At 70.8% G+C, this 23,409-nt stretch carries 19 protein-coding genes; 9 read left to right on the forward strand and 10 right to left on the reverse strand.

Going from position 1 to position 23,409, the window contains the following annotated elements; translation table 11 throughout:
• Positions 1-98: 98 nt before the first annotated feature.
• Positions 99-1,685 carry a GT4 family glycosyltransferase PelF gene (gene pelF / locus AB0D94_RS21865; RefSeq protein ID WP_362054454.1) on the reverse strand — a complete coding sequence of 529 codons (1,587 nt, stop codon included), beginning with the start codon at positions 1,683-1,685 and terminating at the stop codon, positions 99-101.
• A gap of 186 nt (positions 1,686-1,871) precedes the next feature.
• Positions 1,872-3,899 carry a hypothetical protein gene (locus tag AB0D94_RS21870; RefSeq protein WP_362054457.1) on the reverse strand — a complete coding sequence of 676 codons (2,028 nt, stop codon included), beginning with the start codon at positions 3,897-3,899 and terminating at the stop codon, positions 1,872-1,874.
• Positions 3,900-4,258: 359 nt separating this feature from the next.
• Here AB0D94_RS21870 and AB0D94_RS21875 point away from each other — a divergent pair, with 359 nt between their 5' ends.
• The 6 genes from AB0D94_RS21875 to AB0D94_RS21900 all read left to right on the forward strand — a co-directional run bounded on the left by AB0D94_RS21875 (position 4,259) and on the right by AB0D94_RS21900 (position 13,674).
• Positions 4,259-5,794, forward strand: a complete 1,536-nt coding sequence (locus AB0D94_RS21875; RefSeq protein WP_362054460.1) for a leucyl aminopeptidase — start codon at positions 4,259-4,261, stop codon at positions 5,792-5,794.
• A gap of 320 nt (positions 5,795-6,114) precedes the next feature.
• Complete coding sequence (lpdA, locus tag AB0D94_RS21880) at positions 6,115-7,503, forward strand: dihydrolipoyl dehydrogenase (protein WP_362054463.1); 1,389 nt, start codon at positions 6,115-6,117, stop codon at positions 7,501-7,503.
• Between the two features lie 53 nt (positions 7,504-7,556).
• Positions 7,557-9,347 (forward strand): 2-oxoglutarate dehydrogenase, E2 component, dihydrolipoamide succinyltransferase, encoded by a 1,791-nt coding sequence (sucB, locus tag AB0D94_RS21885; RefSeq protein WP_362054466.1) that lies wholly within the window; start codon positions 7,557-7,559, stop codon positions 9,345-9,347.
• 154 nt (positions 9,348-9,501) lie between these two features.
• Entirely contained in the window at positions 9,502-10,125 is a 624-nt protein-coding gene (locus tag AB0D94_RS21890) for a GntR family transcriptional regulator (protein WP_362054665.1), read from the forward strand.
• A gap of 220 nt (positions 10,126-10,345) precedes the next feature.
• A complete protein-coding gene (gene aceE, locus AB0D94_RS21895) occupies positions 10,346-13,030 on the forward strand; it encodes a pyruvate dehydrogenase (acetyl-transferring), homodimeric type (protein WP_362054469.1) in 2,685 nt (894 codons plus the stop codon).
• Between the two features lie 122 nt (positions 13,031-13,152).
• Complete coding sequence (locus AB0D94_RS21900) at positions 13,153-13,674, forward strand: DUF4240 domain-containing protein (protein WP_362054472.1); 522 nt, start codon at positions 13,153-13,155, stop codon at positions 13,672-13,674.
• A gap of 9 nt (positions 13,675-13,683) precedes the next feature.
• On the opposite strand, the gene AB0D94_RS21905 is transcribed toward AB0D94_RS21900, so the two are convergent.
• On the reverse strand, positions 13,684-14,454 hold the full coding sequence (locus tag AB0D94_RS21905) for an SDR family oxidoreductase (protein WP_362054475.1): 771 nt from the start codon (positions 14,452-14,454) through the stop codon (positions 13,684-13,686).
• 87 nt (positions 14,455-14,541) lie between these two features.
• On the opposite strand from AB0D94_RS21905, the gene AB0D94_RS21910 reads away from it, so the two are divergent.
• Complete coding sequence (locus AB0D94_RS21910) at positions 14,542-15,195, forward strand: TetR family transcriptional regulator (RefSeq protein WP_362054478.1); 654 nt, start codon at positions 14,542-14,544, stop codon at positions 15,193-15,195.
• Between the two features lie 57 nt (positions 15,196-15,252).
• On the opposite strand, the gene AB0D94_RS21915 is transcribed toward AB0D94_RS21910, so the two are convergent.
• A complete protein-coding gene (locus tag AB0D94_RS21915; protein ID WP_362054481.1) occupies positions 15,253-15,762 on the reverse strand; it encodes a hypothetical protein in 510 nt (169 codons plus the stop codon).
• A 163-nt stretch (positions 15,763-15,925) separates the two neighbouring features.
• Positions 15,926-17,335 (reverse strand): type I glutamate--ammonia ligase, encoded by a 1,410-nt coding sequence (glnA, locus tag AB0D94_RS21920; protein WP_031148608.1) that lies wholly within the window; start codon positions 17,333-17,335, stop codon positions 15,926-15,928.
• A gap of 185 nt (positions 17,336-17,520) precedes the next feature.
• Here glnA and AB0D94_RS21925 point away from each other — a divergent pair, with 185 nt between their 5' ends.
• A complete protein-coding gene (locus AB0D94_RS21925) occupies positions 17,521-17,988 on the forward strand; it encodes an RDD family protein (protein WP_362054486.1) in 468 nt (155 codons plus the stop codon).
• A gap of 100 nt (positions 17,989-18,088) precedes the next feature.
• On the opposite strand, the gene AB0D94_RS21930 is transcribed toward AB0D94_RS21925, so the two are convergent.
• From AB0D94_RS21930 to AB0D94_RS21950, 5 genes are all read right to left on the reverse strand, one after another.
• On the reverse strand, positions 18,089-18,787 hold the full coding sequence (locus AB0D94_RS21930) for a DUF4191 domain-containing protein (RefSeq protein WP_362054489.1): 699 nt from the start codon (positions 18,785-18,787) through the stop codon (positions 18,089-18,091).
• A gap of 10 nt (positions 18,788-18,797) precedes the next feature.
• Positions 18,798-18,995 (reverse strand): hypothetical protein, encoded by a 198-nt coding sequence (locus tag AB0D94_RS21935; protein WP_266938884.1) that lies wholly within the window; start codon positions 18,993-18,995, stop codon positions 18,798-18,800.
• 445 nt (positions 18,996-19,440) lie between these two features.
• Positions 19,441-20,394, reverse strand: coding sequence for a lipoyl synthase (gene lipA, locus AB0D94_RS21940; RefSeq protein WP_362054492.1), 954 nt, complete (start codon positions 20,392-20,394; stop codon positions 19,441-19,443).
• A 111-nt stretch (positions 20,395-20,505) separates the two neighbouring features.
• The gene (lipB, locus tag AB0D94_RS21945) at positions 20,506-21,303 is read right to left on the reverse strand and encodes a lipoyl(octanoyl) transferase LipB (protein ID WP_362054495.1); all 798 of its coding nucleotides are present in this window, start codon (positions 21,301-21,303) and stop codon (positions 20,506-20,508) included.
• Between the two features lie 99 nt (positions 21,304-21,402).
• Complete coding sequence (locus AB0D94_RS21950) at positions 21,403-21,723, reverse strand: hypothetical protein (RefSeq protein ID WP_362054498.1); 321 nt, start codon at positions 21,721-21,723, stop codon at positions 21,403-21,405.
• A gap of 173 nt (positions 21,724-21,896) precedes the next feature.
• Here AB0D94_RS21950 and AB0D94_RS21955 point away from each other — a divergent pair, with 173 nt between their 5' ends.
• The gene (locus AB0D94_RS21955) at positions 21,897-23,336 is read left to right on the forward strand and encodes a regulator (protein ID WP_362054501.1); all 1,440 of its coding nucleotides are present in this window, start codon (positions 21,897-21,899) and stop codon (positions 23,334-23,336) included.
• Positions 23,337-23,409: the final 73 nt, after the last annotated feature.

The raw sequence follows: 23,409 nt of genomic DNA on the forward strand, positions 1-23,409 counted from the left end.
GCCGCCGTTCTTGGAGCCGTAGCCGAGCGGCTCAAGGGCCTGGAACGTGGCCACCCGGACGCCGTCCGGGCCGGGCGGCTCGAGCCAGAGCGATCCGCTCACCACGTGCCCCCTTCGGCGGCGTCCGCCTGGGGGCGGCCCAGGGCGGCGAGTTCGCGGTACCAGGGGTCACCGAGCCGCTGGGTCCAGGCGTCGCCCTCGTGGACGGGCAGGACGGGCTGGCCGGCGAGTTCCCGGTAGATGTGCCGGAAGCCGTCCACGGACCGGTGGAGGGTGAACTTCTCCACCACCCGCTTGCGGGACATCCGGCCCAGTTCGGCGCGGCGTTCGCCGTCGCGGAGCAGGGCGAGGGTGGCGCGGGCCATGGTCTCGGGTTCGCGGGGCGGGACGACGAGGCCGGTGTCGCCGACGGCCTCTCGCACCCCGCCGACGTCGGTGGAGACGGTGGTGCGGCCGCAGGACATGGCCTCGATGATGCTGAAGGGGAAGCCCTCGCTGATGCTGGAGAGCATCACGACGGTGCCGGCGCCGTAGGCCCGGGCGACCTGCTCGATGCGGCCCTCGTAGGTGATCCCGTCGGCGACCCCGAGTTCGGCGGCGAGCTTCTCCAGGCGGAGCTTGTACTCCTCGCAGCCGGCCGGGACGGGGCCGAAGAGGCGCAGCCGCAGGGCGGGCAGCTCCTCGCGCATGAAGGCGTAGGCGCGGATGAGGGTTTCGAGGTCCTTGATCGGGTCGATGCGGCCGCACCAGCTGAGGGTGGGCACCTCGGGTTCGGGTCCGGCCTCGGGGAAGGCGTGCGGGTCGACGCCGTTGTAGATGGTGCGGATGCGCTCGGAGTCGGCGCCGCCGCGCTCCTCCCAGCGGCGGTTGTACTGGTTGCAGGGGGTGATCAGGTCGGCCCGCCGGTAGCCCTCGGTGTTGAGTTCGCGGTAGAAGCCGAGCATGAGGGCCTTGACGGGCCAGCGCTGCGCGGCGGTGCGGTAGCCGAGGTAGCGCTCGCGCAGGTAGATGCCGTGCTCGGTGAGCAGGAAGGGGACTCCGTCGAGGTACTTGGCGGCGAGGGCCGGGAGGGTGGCGAGGCCGCTGCTGACGGCGTGCGCGACGCTGTCGGGCGGGATGCGTACGGCGAGCGGCCGCAGCGCGTGTTCCAGCAGGTCGGTGGCGGTGAGCGCGTCGTGGATGGTGGGCGCCGCGGCGGCGGTGGCGAGGCCGGGGCGGGTCCAGAGCGTCATCAGCAGGCGCAGGACGGACTCGGAGCGCAGGGCGGGGGCGAGTTTCCCGGCCCGGGCGAGGAGCGCCAGTTCGCGCAGGGCCTCGGAGAAGCCGGGGCGGGCGGGGCCCGCGGGATCGGCCGGCGCGGCGAGCAGGGCGAGCAGGAAGGCCTCGTAGACCTCGGTGAAGCGGCGCTGGGCCTTGCCCCGCAGGGCGGTGCGGCGGCCGCGTCCCAGCGGGAACCGTCCGGCGGTGGCCGGGGTCGGGCCCCAGAGCGGTACGGCGGTGTGGCGGTAGACGTTGCGCGGGAGTTCCCAGGTGACCGGCTCGCGTCCGGAGCCGGTCAGGGCTATGACGTTGAAGTCGACCTCCGGCATTCCGCGGACCAGCTGGTCGCACCAGGTGCTCACTCCCCCGTGGACGTGCGGATAGGTGCCTTCGGTGAGCATCGTGACGTGACGCCCATGGCTCATGCGGTGTGTCCCCCCAGGACTCTTTTGTTTTGGGGCTCGTTCGACTCCGGGGGCGCTCTTGCCGGCTCCAGGAGGGCGTGCGTCCTCGGAAACCGCTCGTACCCCGCGGTTTCTCCGGGCGCTCGCCCTCCTTCGCCGACGCGCCCCCTTCGGCTCGCTCACCCGTGCATGCGGTGCGGCGGCAGGTCAGCTGGGCAGGCGCAGCGTGACGGCGCTCTGGAGCAGCTCGGGCCCGGTCCAGGTGGACCGTGTGCCGGCGTAGGAGGTGCCGAAGTCGGCGGTGCCGAGCAGGAGTTGCTTCTTCGTGCCGGTGGGCGCGGTGACCGGGGCCACGACGCCGGAGGGTGCCTTGACGGTGACGGTCGTGCCGATGCGGTAGGCGGTGACCTTGTTGTCGGCGAGCGCCTTGTTCCAGGCGGCGCGGCGGCTGAGTTCGACGCCGGTGTCCTTCATGCTCTGGTTCACGATCGGCGCGCTGGGCGCGTAGAGGCCGCGGTAGGTGTCGAGGACCCGATCGAGCACCGGGTACAGGGTGCGGTCCTCGGCGAGGTTGGACTGGTGCACGTAGTGCGGCCGCGGGTCGTTGGCCAGCACGTGGCGCAGGGCCGTACGGGCCTCCTGCGGGACGATGTGGTCGAGGTAGCCGGTGGCCGGGTCCACCGGGGCGGGCAGACAGGTCGAGGTCGCCGGGTTGTCCTCGCAGACGCCGCTGCCGCCGTGCGCGCGGCTGGTGTAGATCCAGTTGTACTCGTCGGCCATCTCCGCGTTGGTGCCCGTGTTGTAGTACACGTTCATCGGGTGGCGCGGGACGGTCAGGGCCGCGCCGACGGCGCGCTGGGCAGGTTCGCGGGAGTTGTCGCTGCCCGCCCACTTCACGCCGTTGTCGGCCAGCGCGCCGGCCAGGTTGGGGTTGTCCTGGGCCTGCTGCGGGTCGGTCTTGAGGCCCGAGTGCTCACCGGTGACCAGCTCGGTGCGGTCGATGGCGATGCCCTTGGAGGCGGCCCAGTTGTTGTTGTCGCGGATCTGCGCGGAGATCTCCGCGCGGCTCATGTACTGGATCGCGCCCTGGGCGTTCTTGACGCAGCTCCACGGCACGGTGGTGGTGTCCTGGACGCAGCCGAGGAAGGGGTGCGTGTAGGTGTGGTTCATCCAGCGGAACTTGGCCCGGTCGGCCACCAGCTGGGCGGTCAGGGCGTCGACGCCGCCGTTCTCCGCCTTCCACTCCTCGCCGGCGCCGCCGTTGAAGAGCATGTCGAGCTTGAAGTTCTTGGACGTCTGCCACTGCGCCGCGTACTGGGCGTCGGCGGCGGTCATCCGGATGGTGCTCTCCTTGCCCTCCCCGCCGGGGCAGGCGTAGTCACCGGGCGTGCAGTTGAGCTCCTTGTTCCAGCGGGCGTCGGGGGCGAAGACGTCGTCGACGTGGACGGCGAAGTAGTTGCGGCTCTGGCCGAGGTGGACCCCCTGGGTGAGCCACTCGACGATGCCCCGGGCCAGCAGCCGGAACTGCTGCTGGTGCTGGTTGTAGCCGAAGGTGACGACGAGTTCGCTGCGCCCGTCGTGGGTGTACTCGCCGACGAGCGAGGCCCGTCCGGAGCCGACGGGGGCGTCGAGGTAGCTGGTGTAGCCGGGCCGCGGCCTGCCCATGAAGCCGAAGCTCTCGGGGACGAGCACGGAGTTGTCCTCGAAGGCGACCTGACCGCCGAGGTAGCCGAAGGGGCCCGCCTTGCCGGCCGCGGTGACCGCGGCCTGGGTGCCGTCGAGCTGGCCGCCGTAACCGCCGTTGTCGGTGTACTCCAGACCGACGCCCGGGTGGGCCCAGGTGTAGGCGTCGACCTGGCGGATCCCGTACGTCGTCTCGTACGCGGCCAGGGCGGCCATCTCGGGCGAGCCCTCGCCGAAGGGGTTCTCGTTCGGCAGGACGACGCCCTGGAACTTAGCGCGCGGCCGGCCGTCGACCGTGTCGCTGAGGTACGCCGCGTTGATGACCGGGCGGCTGCCGCTGCCCAGCTGGACGCGGGTGTAGGGGACGCCGGTGTCCCGGAGTTCCGCGGTGATCGCCTCGACGGAGCTGCCGCCGTCGTCGACGACCAGCACCTTCAGGTCGACGCGTGGTGCCGGGGCCGCCTGGGCGGTCGCGGCGGGCAGTGCGACGGACACCAGGGCCGCCGCGGCGCATGCGGCGGCGAGCCTGTTCATCCGGTTCTTGTTGACCATTTCGGCCTTTCCCCCCGCAGGCATCCCTCGACTCCGGCCCTTTGGCGGTCGGCCGGGGCCGGGGAGGCTCTGTGGAAATCATGCAAAGGAACCCCGCGTCCCCTTGCGAGAGTGGACCGAGTCTCTCGGACCTCGTCAGGTCTAAGGGGCAAACCTGGAACAGAGGCCACAGATGGGTGAACCTGTCGGCGTCTTGATCGAACAACTTGCCAAACCTTCGAGTGGCGTACGGGTGAGTACCTACGCGTAGGCTCATTTCCGGCGGCCGACGGGCCGGAATACGATCGCTGCGGAGCGGCCGGCGACCCTGACGCGACCGCAGCCCCCGCACACACAAACGGAAGCGAGACTTCACCACCGTGACTGCTCTGACTCTCAGCACTGCCGGCGCGGCGACGCTGCGCGCCGACGCCCTCGTGGTCGGCGTGGCGAAGGGCCCCAAGGGCCCCGTCGTCGCGCAGGGCGCCGAGGCCGTGGACAACGCGTTCGACGGCAAGCTCGCCGCTGTGCTCGACGCGCTCGGTGCCTCGGGCGCCGAAGGCGAGACCACCAAGCTGGCGGCCCCGGCCGGCCTCAAGGTTCCCGTCGTGCTGGCGGTCGGGCTGGGCTCCGTACCCGAGGCGGACGAGTCCTTCGACGAGGAGGTGCTGCGCCGCGCCGCCGGCGCCGCCGCCCGCGCCCTGCACGGCAGCAAGAAGGCCGCCTTCGCCCTGCCCCTGGACGACGCCTCCGCCGTCACCGCCGTCGCCGAGGGCGCGCTGCTCGGCGCGTACGCCTTCACCGCCTACCAGGGCGGCGAGAAGAAGCGCACGGGCGACAAGCAGGCCGGCCCGAAGCAGCCGCTGGCCGAGGTCGCCCTGCTGGGCGCCAAGCCGCGCGACAAGGAGCACAAGGCCGCGGCCGAGCGCGCCACGGTCGTGGCGACCGAGGTCAACATCGCCCGTGACCTGGTCAACACCCCGCCGAACGACCTCACCCCCGAGGCCTTCGCCGCCGTCGCCTCCGCGACTGCGAAGGAGAACGGCGTCAAGGTCCAGGTCCTGGACGAGAAGGCGCTGATCAAGGGCGGCTTCGGCGGCATCATGGGCGTCGGCAAGGGCTCCGAGAACCTGCCGCGCCTGGTGAAGCTCTCCTACACCCACCCCAAGGCGGAGAAGACCCTGGCCTTCGTCGGCAAGGGCATCACCTACGACTCGGGCGGCATCTCCCTGAAGCCGGCCGGCCACAACGAGACGATGAAGTGCGACATGGCCGGCGCCGCCGCCGTCTTCGCCGCCGTCACCGCGGTCGCCAAGCTGGGCCTCCAGGTCAACGTCACCGGCTGGCTCGCCCTCGCCGAGAACATGCCGTCCGGCTCCGCCACCCGCCCCGGTGACGTGCTGCGCATGTACAGCGGCAAGACCGTCGAGGTGCTCAACACCGACGCCGAGGGCCGTCTGGTCCTCGGTGACGCGCTGACCAGGGCCTCCGAGGACAACCCGGACGCGATCGTCGACGTCGCCACCCTGACCGGCGCCATGGTGCTGGCCCTGGGCAACCGCACCTTCGGCGTCATGGCCAACGACGACGCCTTCCGTACGGCGCTCCACGAGATCGCCGAGGAGGTCGGCGAGTCCTCCTGGCCGATGCCGCTCCCCGAGGACCTGCGCAAGGGCATGGACTCCCCCACCGCCGACATCGCCAATATGGGCGAGCGCATGGGCGGCGGTCTGGTGGCCGGCCTCTTCCTGCGCGAATTCGTCGGCGAGGGCATCACCTGGGCCCACCTCGACATCGCCGGCCCGGCCTTCCACGAGGGCGCGCCGTACGGCTACACCCCCAAGGGCGGCACCGGCTCGGCCGTGCGCACCCTGGTCCGCCTCGCCGAGCGTACGGCCACGGGTGACCTGGGCTGACGTGGCCTGACGTGGGCTGACCTGGCCCCGTACGGCTGGATGTGACATGTCTCAAGCCCTGGTCGTCCACTCGATCAGGGCTTGAGGCGTGTTCACCGACAACGAAATCCGTAGGTTTCTACGCACTGGTAACCCTCGCTTCGGGCAGAACGACCTGCCACATCGTGGGCCCGGCGTCCCGCGTTCCCCCGACAAATGCGAAGATGGGTTCTCGGCAGGACAGGGCCCCCACCACAGGGCCGAAGAACTAGCGGCCGATTACCAGCCGCCGCCCGGTCACAGAGGACCGGTGCCCGGCGCACATGCATGGAGGACGTGACGTGGCGAACGACGCCAGCACCGTTTTCGACCTAGTGATCCTCGGCGGTGGCAGTGGCGGTTACGCCGCGGCTCTGCGCGCATCCCAGCTGGGTCTGGACGTTGCCCTGATCGAGAAGAACAAGCTCGGCGGCACCTGCCTGCACAACGGCTGCATCCCCACGAAGGCTCTGCTGCACGCGGGCGAGATCGCGGACCAGGCTCGCGAGGCCGCCCAGTTCGGTGTCAAGGCCTCCTTCGAGGGCATCGACATCGCGGGTGTGCACAAGTACAAGGACGAGGTCATCTCGGGCCTGTACAAGGGCCTGCAGGGCCTCGTCGCCTCCCGCAAGGTGACGTACATCGAGGGTGAGGGCCGCCTCTCCTCGCCGACTTCCGTCGACGTGAACGGCCAGCGCATCCAGGGCCGCCACATCCTGCTGGCGACCGGCTCCGTGCCGAAGTCGCTGCCGGGCCTGAACATCGACGGCGACCGCATCATCTCCTCGGACCACGCGCTGGTCCTGGACCGCGTGCCGCAGTCCGCGATCGTGCTCGGCGGCGGCGTCATCGGCGTCGAGTTCGCCTCGGCGTGGAAGTCCTTCGGCTCCGACGTCACCGTCATCGAGGGCCTCAAGCACCTCGTGCCGGTCGAGGACGAGAACAGCTCGAAGCTGCTGGAGCGCGCGTTCCGCAAGCGCGGGATCAAGTTCAACCTCGGCACCTTCTTCGACAAGGCCGAGTACACCGAGACCGGCGTCCGCGTGACGCTGGCCGACGGCAAGACCTTCGAGGCCGAGGTGCTGCTGGTCGCCGTCGGCCGCGGCCCGGTCTCGCAGGGCCTGGGCTACGAGGAGCAGGGCGTCGCGATGGACCGCGGCTACGTCCTGGTCGACGAGTACATGCAGACCAACGTGCCGACCATCTCGGCCGTCGGTGACCTCGTCCCCACCCTCCAGCTGGCGCACGTCGGCTTCGCCGAGGGCATCCTGGTCGCGGAGCGGCTGGCCGGCCTCAAGGCCGTGCCGATCGACTACGACGGTGTCCCGCGCGTCACCTACTGCCACCCCGAGGTCGCTTCCGTCGGCATCACCGAGGCCAAGGCCAAGGAGATCTACGGCGCGGACAAGGTCGTGGCCCTCAAGTACAACCTCGCGGGCAACGGCAAGAGCAAGATCCTCAAGACCGCGGGCGAGATCAAGCTCGTCCAGGTCAAGGACGGTGCCGTGGTCGGCGTCCACATGGTCGGTGACCGGATGGGCGAGCAGGTCGGCGAGGCCCAGCTGATCTACAACTGGGAGGCTCTGCCGGCCGAGGTCGCGCAGCTCATCCACGCGCACCCGACCCAGAACGAAGCGATGGGCGAGGCCCACCTGGCCCTCGCCGGCAAGCCGCTTCACTCCCACGACTAATCGTCACGGGCGCGACGACCACTTCCGCACATTCGTTAGGAGCAACTGAAACCATGTCGGTTTCCGTAACCCTTCCGGCGCTCGGAGAGAGCGTGTCCGAGGGCACTGTCACCCGCTGGCTGAAGGCCGAGGGCGAGCGCGTCGAGGCCGACGAGCCGCTTCTCGAAGTGTCGACCGACAAGGTCGACACCGAGATCCCCTCGCCCGTCGCCGGCATCCTGGCCTCCATCAAGGTCGCCGAGGACGAGACCGTCGAGGTCGGCGCCGAGCTGGCCGTCATCGACGACGGCTCCGGCGCCCCGGCCGCGGCCGCCGCTCCGGCTGCCGAGCCGGCCGCCGCCGAGGCCCCGGCCGCTCCGGCTCCCGTCGCGGAGGCCCCCGCGGCCCCCGCCCCGGCTGCCGAGGCTCCCGCCGCCCCCGCCGCCGCGCCTGCCGCGTCCGGCACCGATGTCGTGCTCCCCGCCCTGGGCGAGTCCGTCACCGAGGGCACCGTCACCCGCTGGCTGAAGCAGGTCGGCGAGTCCGTCGAGGCCGACGAGCCGCTGCTCGAGGTCTCCACGGACAAGGTCGACACCGAGATCCCCGCGCCGGTCTCCGGCACGCTGCTGGAGATCCTGGTCGGCGAGGACGAGACCGCCGAGGTCGGCGCCCGGCTGGCCGTCATCGGCGTGGCCGGCGCTGCCCCCGCGGCCGCCCCGGCCCCCGCCGCTGCGGCTCCGGCCGCCGCTCCGGCCCCCGTGGCCGCCCCGGCTCCGGTGGCTGCTCCGGCCGCCCCGGCTCCGGTCGCAGCTCCGGCTCCGGCCGCCGCCCCGGCTCCGGTCCAGGCCGCCGCCCCGGTGGCCGCTCCGGCTCCGGTGACCCCGGCTCCGGCCGCTGCGCCGGCCGCTCCGGCCGCCGCTCCGGCGTTCGCCGGTGACGAGGCCGCGTACGTGACCCCGCTGGTGCGCAAGCTCGCCTCGGAGTCCGGCGTCGACCTGTCGCAGGTCTCGGGCACCGGTGTCGGTGGCCGCATCCGCAAGCAGGACGTCCTGGCCGCCGCCGAGGCCGCCAAGGCCGCCGCTGCCGCCCCGGCGCCGGCTGCTGCCGCTCCGGCCGCCAAGGCTCCGGCCGCCGCGGTCTCCGAGCTGCGCGGTCAGACGGTCAAGATGACCCGCATGCGCAAGGTCATCGGCGACAACATGATGAAGGCCCTGCACTCGCAGGCGCAGCTCAGCTCCGTGGTCGAGGTGGACATCACCAAGATCATGAAGCTGCGCGAGAAGGCCAAGGGCGCGTTCCTGGCCCGCGAGGGCGTCAAGCTCTCGCCGATGCCGTTCTTCGTCAAGGCCGCGGCCCAGGCGCTGAAGGCCCACGCGGTCGTCAACGCCCGGATCAACGAGGACGAGGGCACCATCACCTACTTCGACTCGGAGAACATCGGCATCGCCGTGGACTCCGAGAAGGGCCTGATGACCCCGGTCATCAAGGGTGCCGGTGACCTCAACCTGGCGGGCATCTCCAAGGCGACCGCCGACCTGGCCTCCAAGGTCCGCGGCAACAAGATCACGCCGGACGAGCTGTCGGGCGCGACCTTCACCATCAGCAACACCGGCTCGCGCGGTGCGCTGTTCGACACGGTCATCGTGCCGCCGAACCAGGTCGCCATCCTGGGCATCGGTGCCACGGTCAAGCGCCCGGTGGTCATCGAGACCGCCGAGGGCACCAACATCGGCATCCGCGACATGACGTACCTGACCCTGTCCTACGACCACCGCCTGGTGGACGGCGCGGACGCGGCCCGGTACCTCTCGGCCGTCAAGGCGATCCTCGAGGCCGGCGAGTTCGAGGTCGAGCTCGGTCTCTGAGCGATCGAGGATCGCAACTGAGCTGAACGGCTTGTAACCAGCCTCACTGTCGGCGCCCCCGTCCGGGATACTCCCGGGCGGGGGCGCCGCCGTATTGTCTACGCATCAGGCCCCGCGTGACCCTGCACACCCACCAGGAGATGAAGCCCCGATGATCACCCCACCCGTCGTGCACTCGCTGCGCGAGCAGATCCGCGAGCACATCGTGGAGGGGATCGTCAGCGGGCGCTGGAAGCCCGGCGAGCGCATCGTGGAGCGCCGGATCGCGGTGGAGCTGGAGGTCAGCCAGACGCCCGTACGGGAGGCCCTGCGCGAGCTGGAGACCCTGCGGCTGATCGAGTCGGCGCCGAACAAGGGCGTGCGCGTACGGAACCTCTCCGCGGCGGACCTGGAGGAGATCTACCCGGTCCGGGCCGGCCTGGAGCAGATCGCGGCGGAGCTGGCCGCGCCCCGGCTGGCGGCCGACTGCTCGGCCCTGGAGCCGCACGTGGCGGCCCTGTGGGAGGCCGACCGCAGCGAGGACGGCACGGCGCAGGTGCGGCACACGGTGGGCTTCCACCGGGAGATGGTGCGGGCGGCCGGGAACAGCGTGCTGCTGCACACCTGGGAGAGCCTGGGCATCGAGGTGTTCACGGCCCTGTCCATCCGCTGGCTGGGCACGGTCCAGAAGTCCTACGCCGAGGAGCACGAGGCCCTCGTCGAGGCGTTCCGCAGTCAGGATCCGGACATCGGGCTGCTCGTCAAGCGGCATGTCCTGGGATGCGCTCCGCGCGCCTGACCAAGGAGATTGTCCGGGTTTGACCGGCACTGCGTGCCTGATTTACTGGCACGCGGTGCCGACTTTTGACCTGTAGGACATTTCTTCGCCACATTTATTTGATCGATCATCGATCAGCGATTTACAGTCAACGCGGACCTCAACCAGGTCCACCGACCCTGTCCTGCCCGTCAGGGATTTTTTCACCACCTCTCCTTTGTCCGGAAGGCGGCGCACACCGATGTCCGACCCCGTAGGAAAGCTTCCGAGCGAGCTCGACCAGCTCCCGGACCGCGACACCGAGGAGACCGCCGAATGGGCGGCCTCCCTCGACGCCGTCGCACAGGCCGCCGGTACGCGCCGCGCCGAATACCTGCTCCGCCGCACGCTCCAGCACGCCGAGGCCGCCGGCCTCGCGCTGCCGAAGCTGCTGGAGACGGACTACGTCAACACCATCCCCACCGCCGCGGAGCCCGAGTTCCCCGGTGACATGGAGATGGAAGCCAAGATCACCGCATGGAACCGCTGGAACGCGGCCGCCATGGTGACCCGCGGCTCCAAGTACGGCGTCGGCGGCCACATCGCCACCTTCGCCTCGGCGGCCTGGCTGTACGAGACCGGCTTCCAGCACTTCTTCCGCGGGAAGGAGGCCGACGGATCGGGCGACCAGCTCTACATCCAGGGCCACGCCTCCCCCGGCATCTACGCCCGTGCCTTCCTCGACGGCCGCGTGTCCGAGCAGCAGCTCGACAACTTCCGCCAGGAGTCCGGCGGCAACGGCCTGCCGTCCTACCCGCACCCGCGGCGCCTGCCGTGGCTGTGGGAGTTCCCGACGGTGTCCATGGGCCTCGGCCCGCTCTCCGCGATCTACCAGGCGCGCTTCAACCGCTACCTGCAGAACCGGAGCATCAAGGACACCGCCAACTCGCACGTCTGGGCCTTCCTGGGCGACGGCGAGATGGACGAGCCCGAGTCGACCGCCGCCCTGGCCCTCGCCTCCCGCGAGCAGCTCGACAACCTGACCTTCGTCATCAACTGCAACCTGCAGCGCCTCGACGGCCCGGTCCGCGCCAACTTCCGCGTGGTCCAGGAGCTGGAGGCCCAGTTCCGCGGCGCCGGCTGGAACGTCATCAAGTCGCTGTGGGGCTCCGCCTGGGACGAGCTGTTCCAGCTCGACACCACGGGCGCCCTGGTACGCCGCCTGCGCGAGGTACCGGACGCGCAGTTCCAGACGTACGCGACCCGCGACGTGGCCTACATCCGCCAGCACTTCTTCGGCGCCAACGCCGAGCTCGTGCAGCTGGCGGGCGTGCTGTCCGACGCGAAGATCGCCGAGTGCTTCCACAGCTCCCGCGGCGGCCACGAGCCCCGCAAGGTCTACGCCGCGTACAAGGCCGCCCTGGAGCACAAGGGCGCGCCGACGGTCATCCTCGCGCAGACCGTCAAGGGCTACACGCTGGGTGCCGGGTTCGAGTCGAAGAACGCGAACCACCAGATGAAGAAGCTGACGATCGACGAGTTCAAGGACATGCGTGACCTCCTTGGCCTCCCGATCCCGGACAGCGCCTTCGCCGACGGCCAGGTCCCGTACGGCCACCCGGGCGCGAACAGCCCCGAGGTCCAGTACCTGAACGAGCGCCGCGCGGCCCTCGGCGGCCCGGCCCCGGCCCGCAAGGTCAAGCACGTGGCCCTGCCGGCTCCGGCCGACCGTTCCTTCGCCCCGCTGCTCAAGGGCTCCGGCAAGCAGGAGATGGCCACCACCATGGCCTTCGTCCGGCTCGTCAAGGACCTGATGCGGGACAAGGAGACCGGCAAGCGCTGGGTGCCGATCGTCCCCGACGAGGCCCGCACCTTCGGTATGGAGTCCCTCTTCCCGTCGGCCGGCATCTACTCGCCGCTGGGCCAGACGTACGAGCCGGTCGACCGCGACCAGCTCATGTACTACAAGGAAGCCAAGGACGGCCAGATCCTCAACGAGGGGATCACCGAGGCCGGCGCCATGGCCGACTTCATCGCCGCCTGCACGTCGTACGCGACGCACGGCGAGCCGATGATCCCGTTCTACATCTTCTACTCGATGTTCGGCTGGCAGCGCACCGCCGACCAGATGTGGCAGCTCGCCGACCAGCTCGGCAAGGGCTTCATCGTCGGTGCCACCGCCGGCCGCACCACGCTGACCGGTGAGGGCCTCCAGCACGCGGACGGCCACTCGCACCTGATCGCGTCCACGAACCCGGCGTCGCTCAACTACGACCCGGCCTTCGCGTACGAGATCGCGGTGATCGTCAAGGACGGTCTGCGCCGCATGTACGGCGAGAAGCCGGAAGACGTCTTCTACTACCTGACGGTCTACAACGAGCCGAAGGTGCAGCCGGCCATGCCCGAGGGCGTGGAGGAGGGCATCCTGCGAGGCCTCTACCGCTTCAACACGGCGGCCGACCTCGCGGAGGCGGCCCCGGCCGCCGACGCCCCGAAGATCCAGCTGATGGCCTCCGGTACGGCGATCCACTGGGCGCTGGAGGCGCAGAAGCTCCTCGCCGCCGACTGGAACGTGGCCGCCGACGTCTGGTCCGCCACCTCCTGGGGCGAGCTGCGGCGCGATGCGCTGGAGTGCGACGAGGCGCTGCTGCGCGGCGAGGTGCGCACTCCGTACGTCACCCGCGCGCTGGAGGGCGTCACCAGCCCGGTCCTCGCCGTCTCCGACTGGATGCGTCAGGTCCCGGACCAGATCAGCCAGTGGGTGGAGCAGGACTGGACCTCGCTGGGCACGGACGGCTTCGGTCTGTCCGACACCCGTGAGGGCGCCCGCCGCCACTTCGGTGTCGACGCCCAGTCGATCGTGGTGGCCGCGCTGGCCCAGCTCGCCCGCCGCGGCGAGGTACCGGCGTCCTCCATCAAGGAGGCCCGGGAGCGCTACGGCCTCTGAGCCGCGGAGCCGTACCTGACTGACGTGCCGAAGGCCGGTGTTCGCCCCCCGCGGGGGTCGGACACCGGCCTTTGGCCGTACGAGCGGTGGCGGCGCGGGGGCGGACCCGTGATGCTGGAGCGGTGATGGACGAGACGGAGTTCTGGGAGATCGTCGACCGTACCCGCGAGGCCGCCGAGGGCGACCCCGAGGAGCACGCCGAGCTGCTCGTGGAACGGCTGGCGCAGCTGGACCCGGATTCCGTCCTGGACTTCGCCCGGCACTTCGAGTCCCGGTACAACCGGGCGTACACCTGGGACCTGTGGGGCGCCGCCTGGGTGCTGCTCGACGGCGCGAGCGACGACGCGTTCGACTACTTCCGCTGCTGGCTGATCGGCCAGGGGCGGGAGGTCTTCGAAGGGGGCGTCCACGATCCCGACCAGCTCGCGGAGCTCCTGGCGGACTTCGACGAGGAGATCGACGGGGACGGCGAGGAGCTGGGGTACGCGGCCGACGAGGCCTACGAGCAGCTGACCGGCTCGGTGGCGCCGGACCTCGGCGTTCCCATGCAGCCGGCGGAGCCGGAGGGCACCCCGCTGGACTTCGAGAACGAAGCCGTGCTCGCGGAGCGCTTCCCCCGGCTCTGGGACCGGTTCAGGGACTGAGACCGCCGCTCAGTAGTGCGTACCGCCGTCGATGCGGATCTCGGTGCCGGTGATGAAGGCGCCGTCCTCGGAGCCCAGCATGGCGACGACGCCGGCCACGGTCTCGGGGCCCGCGAAGCCCTGGCCGAGGGCCGGGGCCAGCTTGGCGAACAGCGACCAGTCGGTGTCCTCGGGCAGGCCGGGGCCGTTGCCGGTGGTCATGCCGCTCTCGATGGAGCCGGGCGCGACGGAGACGAAGCGCAGGCCCTGCTTGCTGTACTCGGCGGCCAGCGCGTGGGTCATGGACTGGATGCCGCCCTTGCTGGCCGCGTAGGCGGACATGTAGGGGTGGGCGAAGGACGCCGAGGTGGAGCTGAAGTTCACCACGACCGGCTGGTCGCCCGCGAGCAGCGCCGGGAGCGACTCGCGGATCATCAGGAAGGTGCCGGTCAGGTTGACCCCGATGACCTGGTTCCAGAGGTCGAGCGTGGTCTGGTGGGTGTGCGCGGAGCGCAGGATGCCCGCGGCGTTGACGAGTACGTCGATCCCGCCGAGGGCACCGGCCGCGGCGGCCACTCCCTCCTTGACGGCGCTCTCGTCGGATATGTCGAGGAGCGCGGTGGTCAGCCGGCCGGCGTGCCCGTCGGCGGCGGCCCGGTCCCCGGTCGCCTTCAGCCCGGCCTCGCTGACGTCCACCGTGTGGACCCGGCCGCCCTCGGAGAGGATGCGGTGGACGGTGGCCCGGCCGATGCCGGACCCGCCGCCGGTGATGAGGACGCGACGTCCTTCGTAACGGTTCATGGGGCGAGGGTACCGAGTGGATGACACGTTTTGCCAGAGTGTCAATGCATGCAATCACCCTTGCTTCCGAGAGGTACTCTTCACTGCGTGAGATCCCCTCGTCCGTACTCTCCCCAGGCCGGCCCCGGAGCCCAGTCGCTGACCGAGCGCCGCAAGGCCGCCACCCAGCTCGACATCGCCCGTGCGGCCTGCGAGCTCTTCGCCGAGCACGGCCCCGACGGCACCACCGCCGAGGACATCGCGCACCGGGCGGGCGTGGCACTGCGCACGTTCTACCGGTACTTCCGCAACAAGCAGGAGGCGGTCGCCCCGCTGCTCGCGGGAGGCGGCGACGCCTGGCGCGCCCTGCTCGCCGAGGAGAACCCCGGCACGCCCCTCGCCGAGGCCCTGGAACGGGCCGTCACCCGCTCACTGAGCGGCCCCCAGGCGGTCGAGGAGGGCCTGGAGGTGACCCGCGGGCTGCTGCGCGCGGCGACGGCCGACGAGGCCCTGCGCGCGGTCTGGTACCGGGTGAACCAGGACTCCGAGGAGCGCCTGGTCCCGGTGGTGGCCCGGCTGGCCGGCCCGGACGCCGACCCGCTGGGCGTCCGGCTGCTCGCCGCGGCGGCCACGGACGCGATCCGCGTCTCGCTGGAGATCTGGTCGGCGACGGACGCCCCGGTGTCGGGCCCCGGCTCCCCCGCCGAACTCGCGGTGCGCTGCCTGCGCGACCTCACCGGCGCGATGCCCCTGCTGCGCTGAGTTCAGCGCGACAGGGGCATCGGCTCGGGCCCGCGGCCCTTCGTGTCCCGTTCGGGCTCAGTGGCCACCACCCCAGCCTCCGTTGCCACCGCCGCCCCAGTCACCGTTGCCACCGCGGCCGCCGCCCCAGTCACCGTTGCCCCAGTCGCCGTTGCCACCGCGGCCGCCGTCGTTCCAGTTCCAGTCGCCGTTGCCACCGCGACCGCCGTCGTTCCAGTTCCAGTCGCCGTTGCCACCGCGGCCGCCGTCGTTCCAGTTCCAGTCGCCGTTGCCGCCGCGACCGCCGTCGTTCCAGTTCGCGTCACGCCAGTGCGAGTCGTGCCAGTTGTTCCAGTCGTAACGCCCGTTGCCGCCGTTGCCGCCGACTCCACCGTCGTCCCAGCACCAGTTGGCCCGGTCACGCCAGTCCCGGTTGCAGCATTCGTCCCAGCGCCAGTCGTTCCGGTTGTCCGAGCACCTCCAGGTGCCGTTGCCCGTGCTGGTGGCCGAGGCGGTGCCGACCGGCAGGAGGCCGATGGCGACTCCGGCGGAGCCCGCCAGGACTGCCGCGAGGATCCTACGGCGCATCTTCATGCACCTCCGCACATATCTCGCTTATGTGGCCTTTAGGTCATTTCCACCCTCGCCCGGCCTCGCTGCCCTGTCAAAGCGAAAGGCCCCCCGCCGCTCTCCGTGGAGAGTGACGGGGGGCCTCCCATCAGGCATGACGCTCGATCCGAGCGGTCGCGGCCTAGAGGTCGAAGTACAGCTCGAACTCGTGCGGGTGCGGACGCTGCGCGATCGGGGCGATCTCGTGCGTGCGCTTGTAGTCGATCCAGGTCTCGATCAGGTCGGGGGTGAAGACACCGCCGGCCAGGAGGTACTCGTGGTCCTCCTCCAGGGCCTTGAGGACGTCCTCGAGGCTGGTCGGGACCTGCGGGACGCTGGCGTGCTCGTCGGGCGAGAGCTCGTACAGGTCCTTGTCGATCGGCTCCATCGGCTCGATCTTGTTCTTCACACCGTCGAGGCCCGCGAGCAGCAGCGCCGCGAAGGCGAGGTACGGGTTCGAGGACGGGTCCGGCGCGCGGAACTCGACGCGCTTGGCCTTCGGGTTCGAGCCCGTGATCGGGATGCGCATGGCGGCGGAGCGGTTGCGCTGCGAGTACACCATGTTGACCGGCGCCTCGAAGCCCGGCACCAGGCGGTGGTAGGAGTTCACCGTCGGGTTGGTGAACGCCAGCAGCGACGGCGCGTGCTTGAGGATGCCGCCGATGTAGTAGCGGGCGGTGTCCGACAGGCCCGCGTAGCCGGCCTCGTCGTAGAACAGCGGGTCGCCGTTGGCCCACAGCGACTGGTGCACGTGCATGCCCGAGCCGTTGTCACCGAAGATCGGCTTCGGCATGAAGGTCGCGGTCTTGCCGTTGCGCCAGGCGACGTTCTTCACGATGTACTTGAAGAGCATCAGGTCGTCGGCCGCGGCGAGCAGCGTGTTGAACTTGTAGTTGATCTCCGCCTGGCCGCCGGTGCCGACCTCGTGGTGCTGGCGCTCGACCTGGAGGCCCTGCGCGTCCAGCTCCAGGGAGATCTCGGCACGCAGGTCGGCGAAGTGGTCGACCGGGGCGACCGGGAAGTAACCGCCCTTGTAGCGGACCTTGTACCCGCGGTTGTTCTCCTCGGAGCCGGTGTTCCAGGCGCCGGCCTCGGAGTCGATGTGGTAGAAGCTCTCGTTCGCCGTGGTCGCGAAGCGCACGCTGTCGAACACGTAGAACTCGGCCTCGGGGCCGAAGTACGCGGTGTCGGCGATGCCGGTCGAGGCCAGGTACGCCTCGGCCTTCTTCGCGATGTTGCGCGGGTCACGGCTGTAGGCCTCGCCCGTGATCGGGTCGTGGATGAAGAAGTTGATGTTGAGCGTCTTGTCCTTGCGGAACGGGTCCAGACGCGCGGTGCTGATGTCGGCACGCAGCGCCATGTCGGACTCGTGGATCGCCTGGAAGCCGCGGATCGAGGAGCCGTCGAAGGCCAGCTCCTCGTTCGGGTCGAACGCGCGCCCCGGGATGGTGAAGTGCTGCATCACACCAGGCAGGTCGCAGAAGCGGACGTCGACGAACTTGACGTCGTTCTCCTCGATGTACTGCTTCACTTCGTCGGCGTTCTGGAACATCCAACTCCTCCTACTCCCGACCCCGGGGCAGGGGCGGGCTTTATAGCTCGTGGTGCGTCAGTGCGGTGCCGCACGCTGACCCGACCATAAGCAGACGGGATTTCCCAAGCATGACCCATTTGTTTCGCACAAGTTAACCAGGGTCCCGCCGGAGTCCTGTGGAGCGCCACCGGTACCGTGGTCGGGTGGACAAGAGGCAAGCAATCGGATCATGGCTCTCCGGCCCCCGCGCGGCCGCCGAGGACATGGGCATCGACTTCGGCTACCGGGGCGAACGGCTCGGCCTGCCGCAGTACGGCCCCGGCTCCGTCGCACGGTTCGGGCGCCGGCTCGGCGGTGTCGCCATCGACTGGGTCGGCTGCCAGGTGATTGCGTACGGGCTGATCACGGGCGGCGACCTGGCCGGCACGGGCAACTGGACCCTGGGCCTCTTCGTACTCCTGAGCCTCCTCACCGTGGGCACCGTCGGCTTCACGCCCGGCAAGCGGATCGTCGGGCTCCGGGTGCTCGCGGAGGACGGCGGCCGTCTGGGCTTCGGCCGGGTGGTGCTGCGCACCCTCCTGCTGGCCCTGCTCGTCCCGGCGCTGGTCTGGGACCGGGACGGCCGCGGCCTGCACGACCGGCTCTCCCGCGCCGTACAGGTCCGCATCTGACGGCCCGCGGCCGCACACGCAGCAGACGCACGCACAGAGGCGCCCCCGGGCTTCGGCCCGGGGGCGCCTCTGTGTCGTATACGAAAATCAGGTCAGCGGGTCAGCGCATCTTCCCGCCGCGCGGCATCTTCATGCCCTTGGGCATCGGGCCCTTCGGCAGCGGCATGTTGCTCATGAGGTCACCCATGGCGCGCAGCTTGTCGTTCACCTGGGTGATCTGGGGGCCGGCCAGCACGCGCGGCAGCTTGAGCAGGGTGGTGCGCACCTTCTTGAGCGGCACCTCGCCCTCGCCCGTACCCACGATGAAGTCGTGGACCGGCACGTCCGGCATGATCCGGGCCAGCTTCTTCTTCTCGTTCGCGAGCAGGAGCTTCACGCGGTTCGGGTTGCCCTCGCCGATCAGCACGACACCGGCCTTGCCGACGGCCCGGTGGACGATGTCCTGGTTCCTGTTCATCGCGACGGCCGGGGTGGTGGTCCAGCCCCGTCCCACGTTGTCCAGTACGGCCGCGGCCGCGCCCGGCTGTCCCTCCATCTGCCCGAAGGCAGCCCGCTCGGCCCGTCGTCCGAAGACGATCGCCATCGCGAGGAACGCCACCAGGAAGCCCAGGATGCCCAGGTAGACCGGGTGGTCGATCAGGAAGCCGATCGCAAGAAAGACACCGAAGGTGACGATTCCCACGCCCGCGACGATCAGACCGACCTTCGGGTCGGCCTTGCGCGTCATCTTGTACGTGAGGGCGATCTGCTTCAGTCGCCCGGGGTTCGCAGCAGTCTCTGCGTTTGACTTCCTCGCCATAGAGCGAAGTTTACGTGGCCTGCGGGGTCCGGGTCGCCGCGGCCTCAAGTACGTGTTCGGTTTCGACCCGGTCCTTGGCCCGGCGGCGGTCTTCGAGGACCGCCGTCCAGGCGTTGCGGCGGGCCCCGCTCATCAGCAGCGACTCGATGCCGCGGAAGGCGTCGGTGACGGACGGGATGGCAATGGCGCGTACGGGCGCGGCCTGCATGATGTCGGTCCCTTTCACGGTGCTCACGTCTGCATGGTGTTCGGGGTACGTGCGGTGTGTGCGGTGCGTGGACCCATCGTCACTGATTGGTGTTACCAGTGCATGACCAGCCGGTCAAACGTTTCCGAAACATTGGCGCGGCCCGCCGGGCTCTCATGAGAAGAGCCTAGGGGCCGCGCCGATGCGGTGTTACTGCTTAGTAAGTTTTTGTGCGTGAGTTCACACAGTCCGTGCTGTAGCCCGCGTCACACGCTCGCGCGCTTCTCTGTTCCGCCGGTCGAGCTCCGCCTCGCTACCGCTCCGGCCGCGTGCCGGCCCTCGTTCCTCGGACCGACCCGCAACCTACGCTCCAGCTCGGCTGCGCTTCTCTGTTCCGCCGGTCGAGCTCCGCCTCGCTACCGCTCCGGCCGCGTGCCGGCCCTCGTTCCTCGGACCGACCCGCAACCTACGCTTCAGCTCGGCTGCGCTTCTCCATCGCCTGCTGGTAGAGGCGCCCGGCCCGGTAGGACGACCGGACCAGCGGGCCCGACATCACACCGGAGAAGCCGATCTCCTCGGCCTCCTTCGCCAGCTCCACGAACTCGGCCGGCTTCACCCAGCGCTCGACGGGGTGGTGCCGCGGCGAGGGACGCAGGTACTGGGTGATGGTGATGAGCTCGCAGCCGGCCTCGTGCAGGTCCTTCAGCGCCTGCGAGACCTCCTCACGCTCCTCGCCCATGCCCAGGATCAGGTTCGACTTGGTCACCAGGCCGTACGCGCGGGCCTTGGTGATCACGTCCAGCGAGCGCTCGTAGCGGAAGCCGGGGCGGATGCGCTTGAAGATCCGCGGCACCGTCTCGACGTTGTGCGCGAAGACCTCGGGGCGGGAGGCGAAGACCTCCTCCAGCAGCTCCGGGACCGCGTTGAAGTCGGGGGCCAGCAGCTCGACCTTGGTGTGGCCGCTCTCGCGGCCCGCGGTCTGCTGGTGGATCTGGCGCACGGTCTCCGCGTACAGCCAGGCACCGCCGTCGGCCAGGTCGTCGCGGGCGACGCCGGTGATGGTGGCGTAGTTCAGGTCCATGGTGACCACGGACTCGCCGACGCGGCGCGGCTCGTCGCGGTCGAGGGCCTCGGGCTTGCCCGTGTCGATCTGGCAGAAGTCACAGCGCCGGGTGCACTGGTCGCCACCGATGAGGAAGGTGGCCTCGCGGTCCTCCCAGCATTCGTAGATGTTCGGACAGCCGGCCTCCTGGCACACCGTGTGCAGTCCTTCGCCCTTCACCAGGGCCTGCATCTTGGTGTACTCGGGACCCATCTTCGCCCGGGTCTTGATCCACTCGGGCTTGCGCTCGATGGGGGTCTGACTGTTCCGGACCTCGAGGCGCAGCATCTTGCGTCCGTCGGGTGCGACTGCGGACACGACCGGCTCCCTGTGACTTCGATTCTTCGGCGCCCACCAGGGTACGCCCGTAATTTCGTACGCTCTTACGTCCGCCAACCTGGGGCCGGCCGGACGCATTCCCCGGGGCCGCTAGCCCACGGCCGGCTCTATGTCGCGAGGCCGCAGTTCCGCCTGCTCCAGTACGTCCTTCAGGTGGCGCTCGACGACCGGCAGCACCTCGGCGATGCCGATCTCGCGGCCCAGTTCGTACGAGAGCGAGGTCACACCGGCGTCCCGGATGCCGCAGGGGATGATCCGGTCGAACCAGGTGCTGTCGGGGTTCACGTTGATCGCGAAGCCGTGCATCGTGACGCCCTTGGCGACCCGGATGCCGATGGCGGCGAGCTTGCGGTCCTCGCGGCGCTGGCCGGCGTTGGACGGGGCGTACTCGGGGCCGTTCAGCCGGGCGTCGAACTCGTCGTCGCCGATCCGCGGATCGAAGTCCAGGGAGAGGCCGCCGATCTTCGGGCGCTCCTCGACGGGGTCGCCGAGCACCCAGACCCCGGAGCGGCCCTCGACCCGGGTGGTCTCCAGGCCGAACTCGGCCGCCGTACGGATGAGGGCCTCCTCCAGGCGCCGTACGTGGGCGACCACGTCGACCGGACGGGGCAGCTTCATGATCGGGTAGCCCACCAGCTGGCCGGGGCCGTGCCAGGTGATCTTGCCGCCGCGGTCCACGTCGACGACGGGGGTGCCGTCGAGCGGGCGCTCGCTGGGGTCGGTGCGCCGGCCCGCCGTGTACACCGGCAGGTGCTCCAGCAGGAGGCAGGTGTCGCCCGTCTCGTCCGCGAACCGCGCGGCGTGGACGCGCCGCTGCTCTTCCCAGGCCGCGGTGTACTCGACGGCATCCGGCCCGAAGCCCAGATGGACAAATCCAAGCTCAGCCACCGCAGCGCCTCCTCATTGAACCTGCTGTGTGCACGTATCGCACTCAGCAAGGGTACGGCGGCCCGTACGGGACCCGTCAGGGCCCCGCCCCCGGCGCTGTCAGGGCCCCGCCCCCGGCCCGGTCCCCGGCTCGGCCGGGGCCGCTGACGGCGCTTCCGGAAACGGCCCGGGCAGCTGCTTGGGCCGCCGCCTGCCCTTGGCCGGCCGGTCCGGGTCCTCGTCGGCCCGCGGCAGCCGCCGGTGCCCCTCCGAGTGGTCGTTGACCCAGCCGCACACCCCGCACGCGTACCGCCCGTCGAGCCCCGCGATGTAGGTGCCGCACCGCCGGCACTCGGCCTCGGTCAGCTCGGGAGGAGGCAGCGGGGCGGTGGAATCGGGGCGTGCCTCGGGGAGGGGTGCCCCGCTGGGCCGGCGGGTCATGGGCCGCAGCGTACGCGGACGGAGGGGGTCGGTCCGTAAAGAGCCCTACCGATTCTGCACACGATCGGATGAATGTGGGACAGACAGGGCGGTCCAGGCGGAGTTCGCCGCTACATTCACGCCGTTCACAGGGCCGGGACTCCGGTCCGTCACGTCAGGAAACCGTGGAGCCGATGACGGAACGACCTGCCCAGCGCGTCCCCAACCGGCAGCTCGCGGCGCTGATCGCGGAAGCCGGGTTCTCCAACGCCGGGCTCGCCCGCCGCGTCGACCAGCTCGGCCTGGAACACGGTCTCGATCTGCGCTACGACAAGACCTCCGTGACGCGGTGGCTGCGCGGGCAGCAGCCGCGCGGGACCACCCCCGCGCTGATCGCGGAGGTCTTCACCCGGCGCCTCGGGCGGCGGCTCTCCGCCCAGGACCTCGGCCTGGACGCCTGCGCGCCCGTGTACGCCGGGCTGGAATTCGCGGCCACCCCCGAGGAGGCCGTGGACATCGCGAGCGGGTTGTGGCGCAAGGACTCCGGCTCCCACGCCGAGCTGCGGAAGATCGCCTTCACCCCGGCCGGGCTGGTCGTGCCCAGCCGGGACTGGCTGATCGGGCGGGCCGACGAGCGGGTGGGGCGGGGCGCCGACCCGGCGGCGGCCCGGGTCCCGGTGCAGGGACGGGCCTCGGTGCCCCGGCAGCGGCAGATCGACCGCAGCCCCGGGCAGCGCGTGACGGGCGGGGACATCGCGGCGCTGCGCTCGGTGAGCGAGCTGTTCCGCGCGCTGGACCAGGCCTACGGCGGCGGCCACGCCCGGCAGGCGCTGGTGCGGTACCTGGAGCACGAGGCGGAGCCGATGCTCCGCGGGACCTACGGGGAGACCACCGGGCGGCGGCTGTTCGCCGCCGCCGCGGACCTGACCCGGCTCGCGGGCTGGACCTCGTACGACATCGCCGCGCACGGACTCGCCCAGCGCTACTTCGTGCAGGCGCTGCGCCTCGCGCAGGCCGCCGGGGACCGGCCGTACGGCAGCTACGTGCTGGTCACCATGAGCCGGCAGGCGGTCTACCTGGGGCACGGCCGGGAGGCGGTGCAGCTGGCCCGGGTCGCCCAGCAGGGCGTGGGCTCCGGCCCGCCGCCGGTGGTGCAGGCGCTGCTGCACTCGGCGGAGGCCCGGGGGCACGCGGTGATGGGCGAGGTCCGGGCGGCGACGGCTTCGCTGGTGCGGGCCGAGCGGGCGCTGGGCGCGGCGCGGCCCGGGGACGACGTACCGCACTGGGGCCGGTTCTTCGACGAGGCGCAGCTGGCGGACGAGTTCGGGCACTGCCACCGGGACCTCCAGCAGTACCGGGCCTCGGCGCAGCACGCGGAACGGTCCCTGCAGCTGCGGGCGCCGGCCTACGCACGGTCCCGGCTGTTCTGCCGGGTGGTGCTGGCCACGGCCCGGCTGGGGCTGGGCGAGCTGGACCAGGCGTGCGCGCTGGGCGCGGAGGCGGCGCAGCAGGCCATGGAGATGCGCTCGGTGCGGGCGGTGGAGTACGTACGGGACTTCGAGCGCCGGCTGGAGCCGTTCCGGGACGCGTCTGCCGTGCGGACGTATCGGGACCGGGTGGCGGCGTTGTCGTGACCCTGCGGGTGGGCTGCCGGGGGCTCTGCCCCCGGCAGCCCACCCGCCTCGAACGCCGGCGAGGCCGGACATG

Source organism: Streptomyces sp. NPDC048255 (genome assembly GCF_040652415.1).
Lineage (GTDB): Bacteria > Actinomycetota > Actinomycetes > Streptomycetales > Streptomycetaceae > Streptomyces.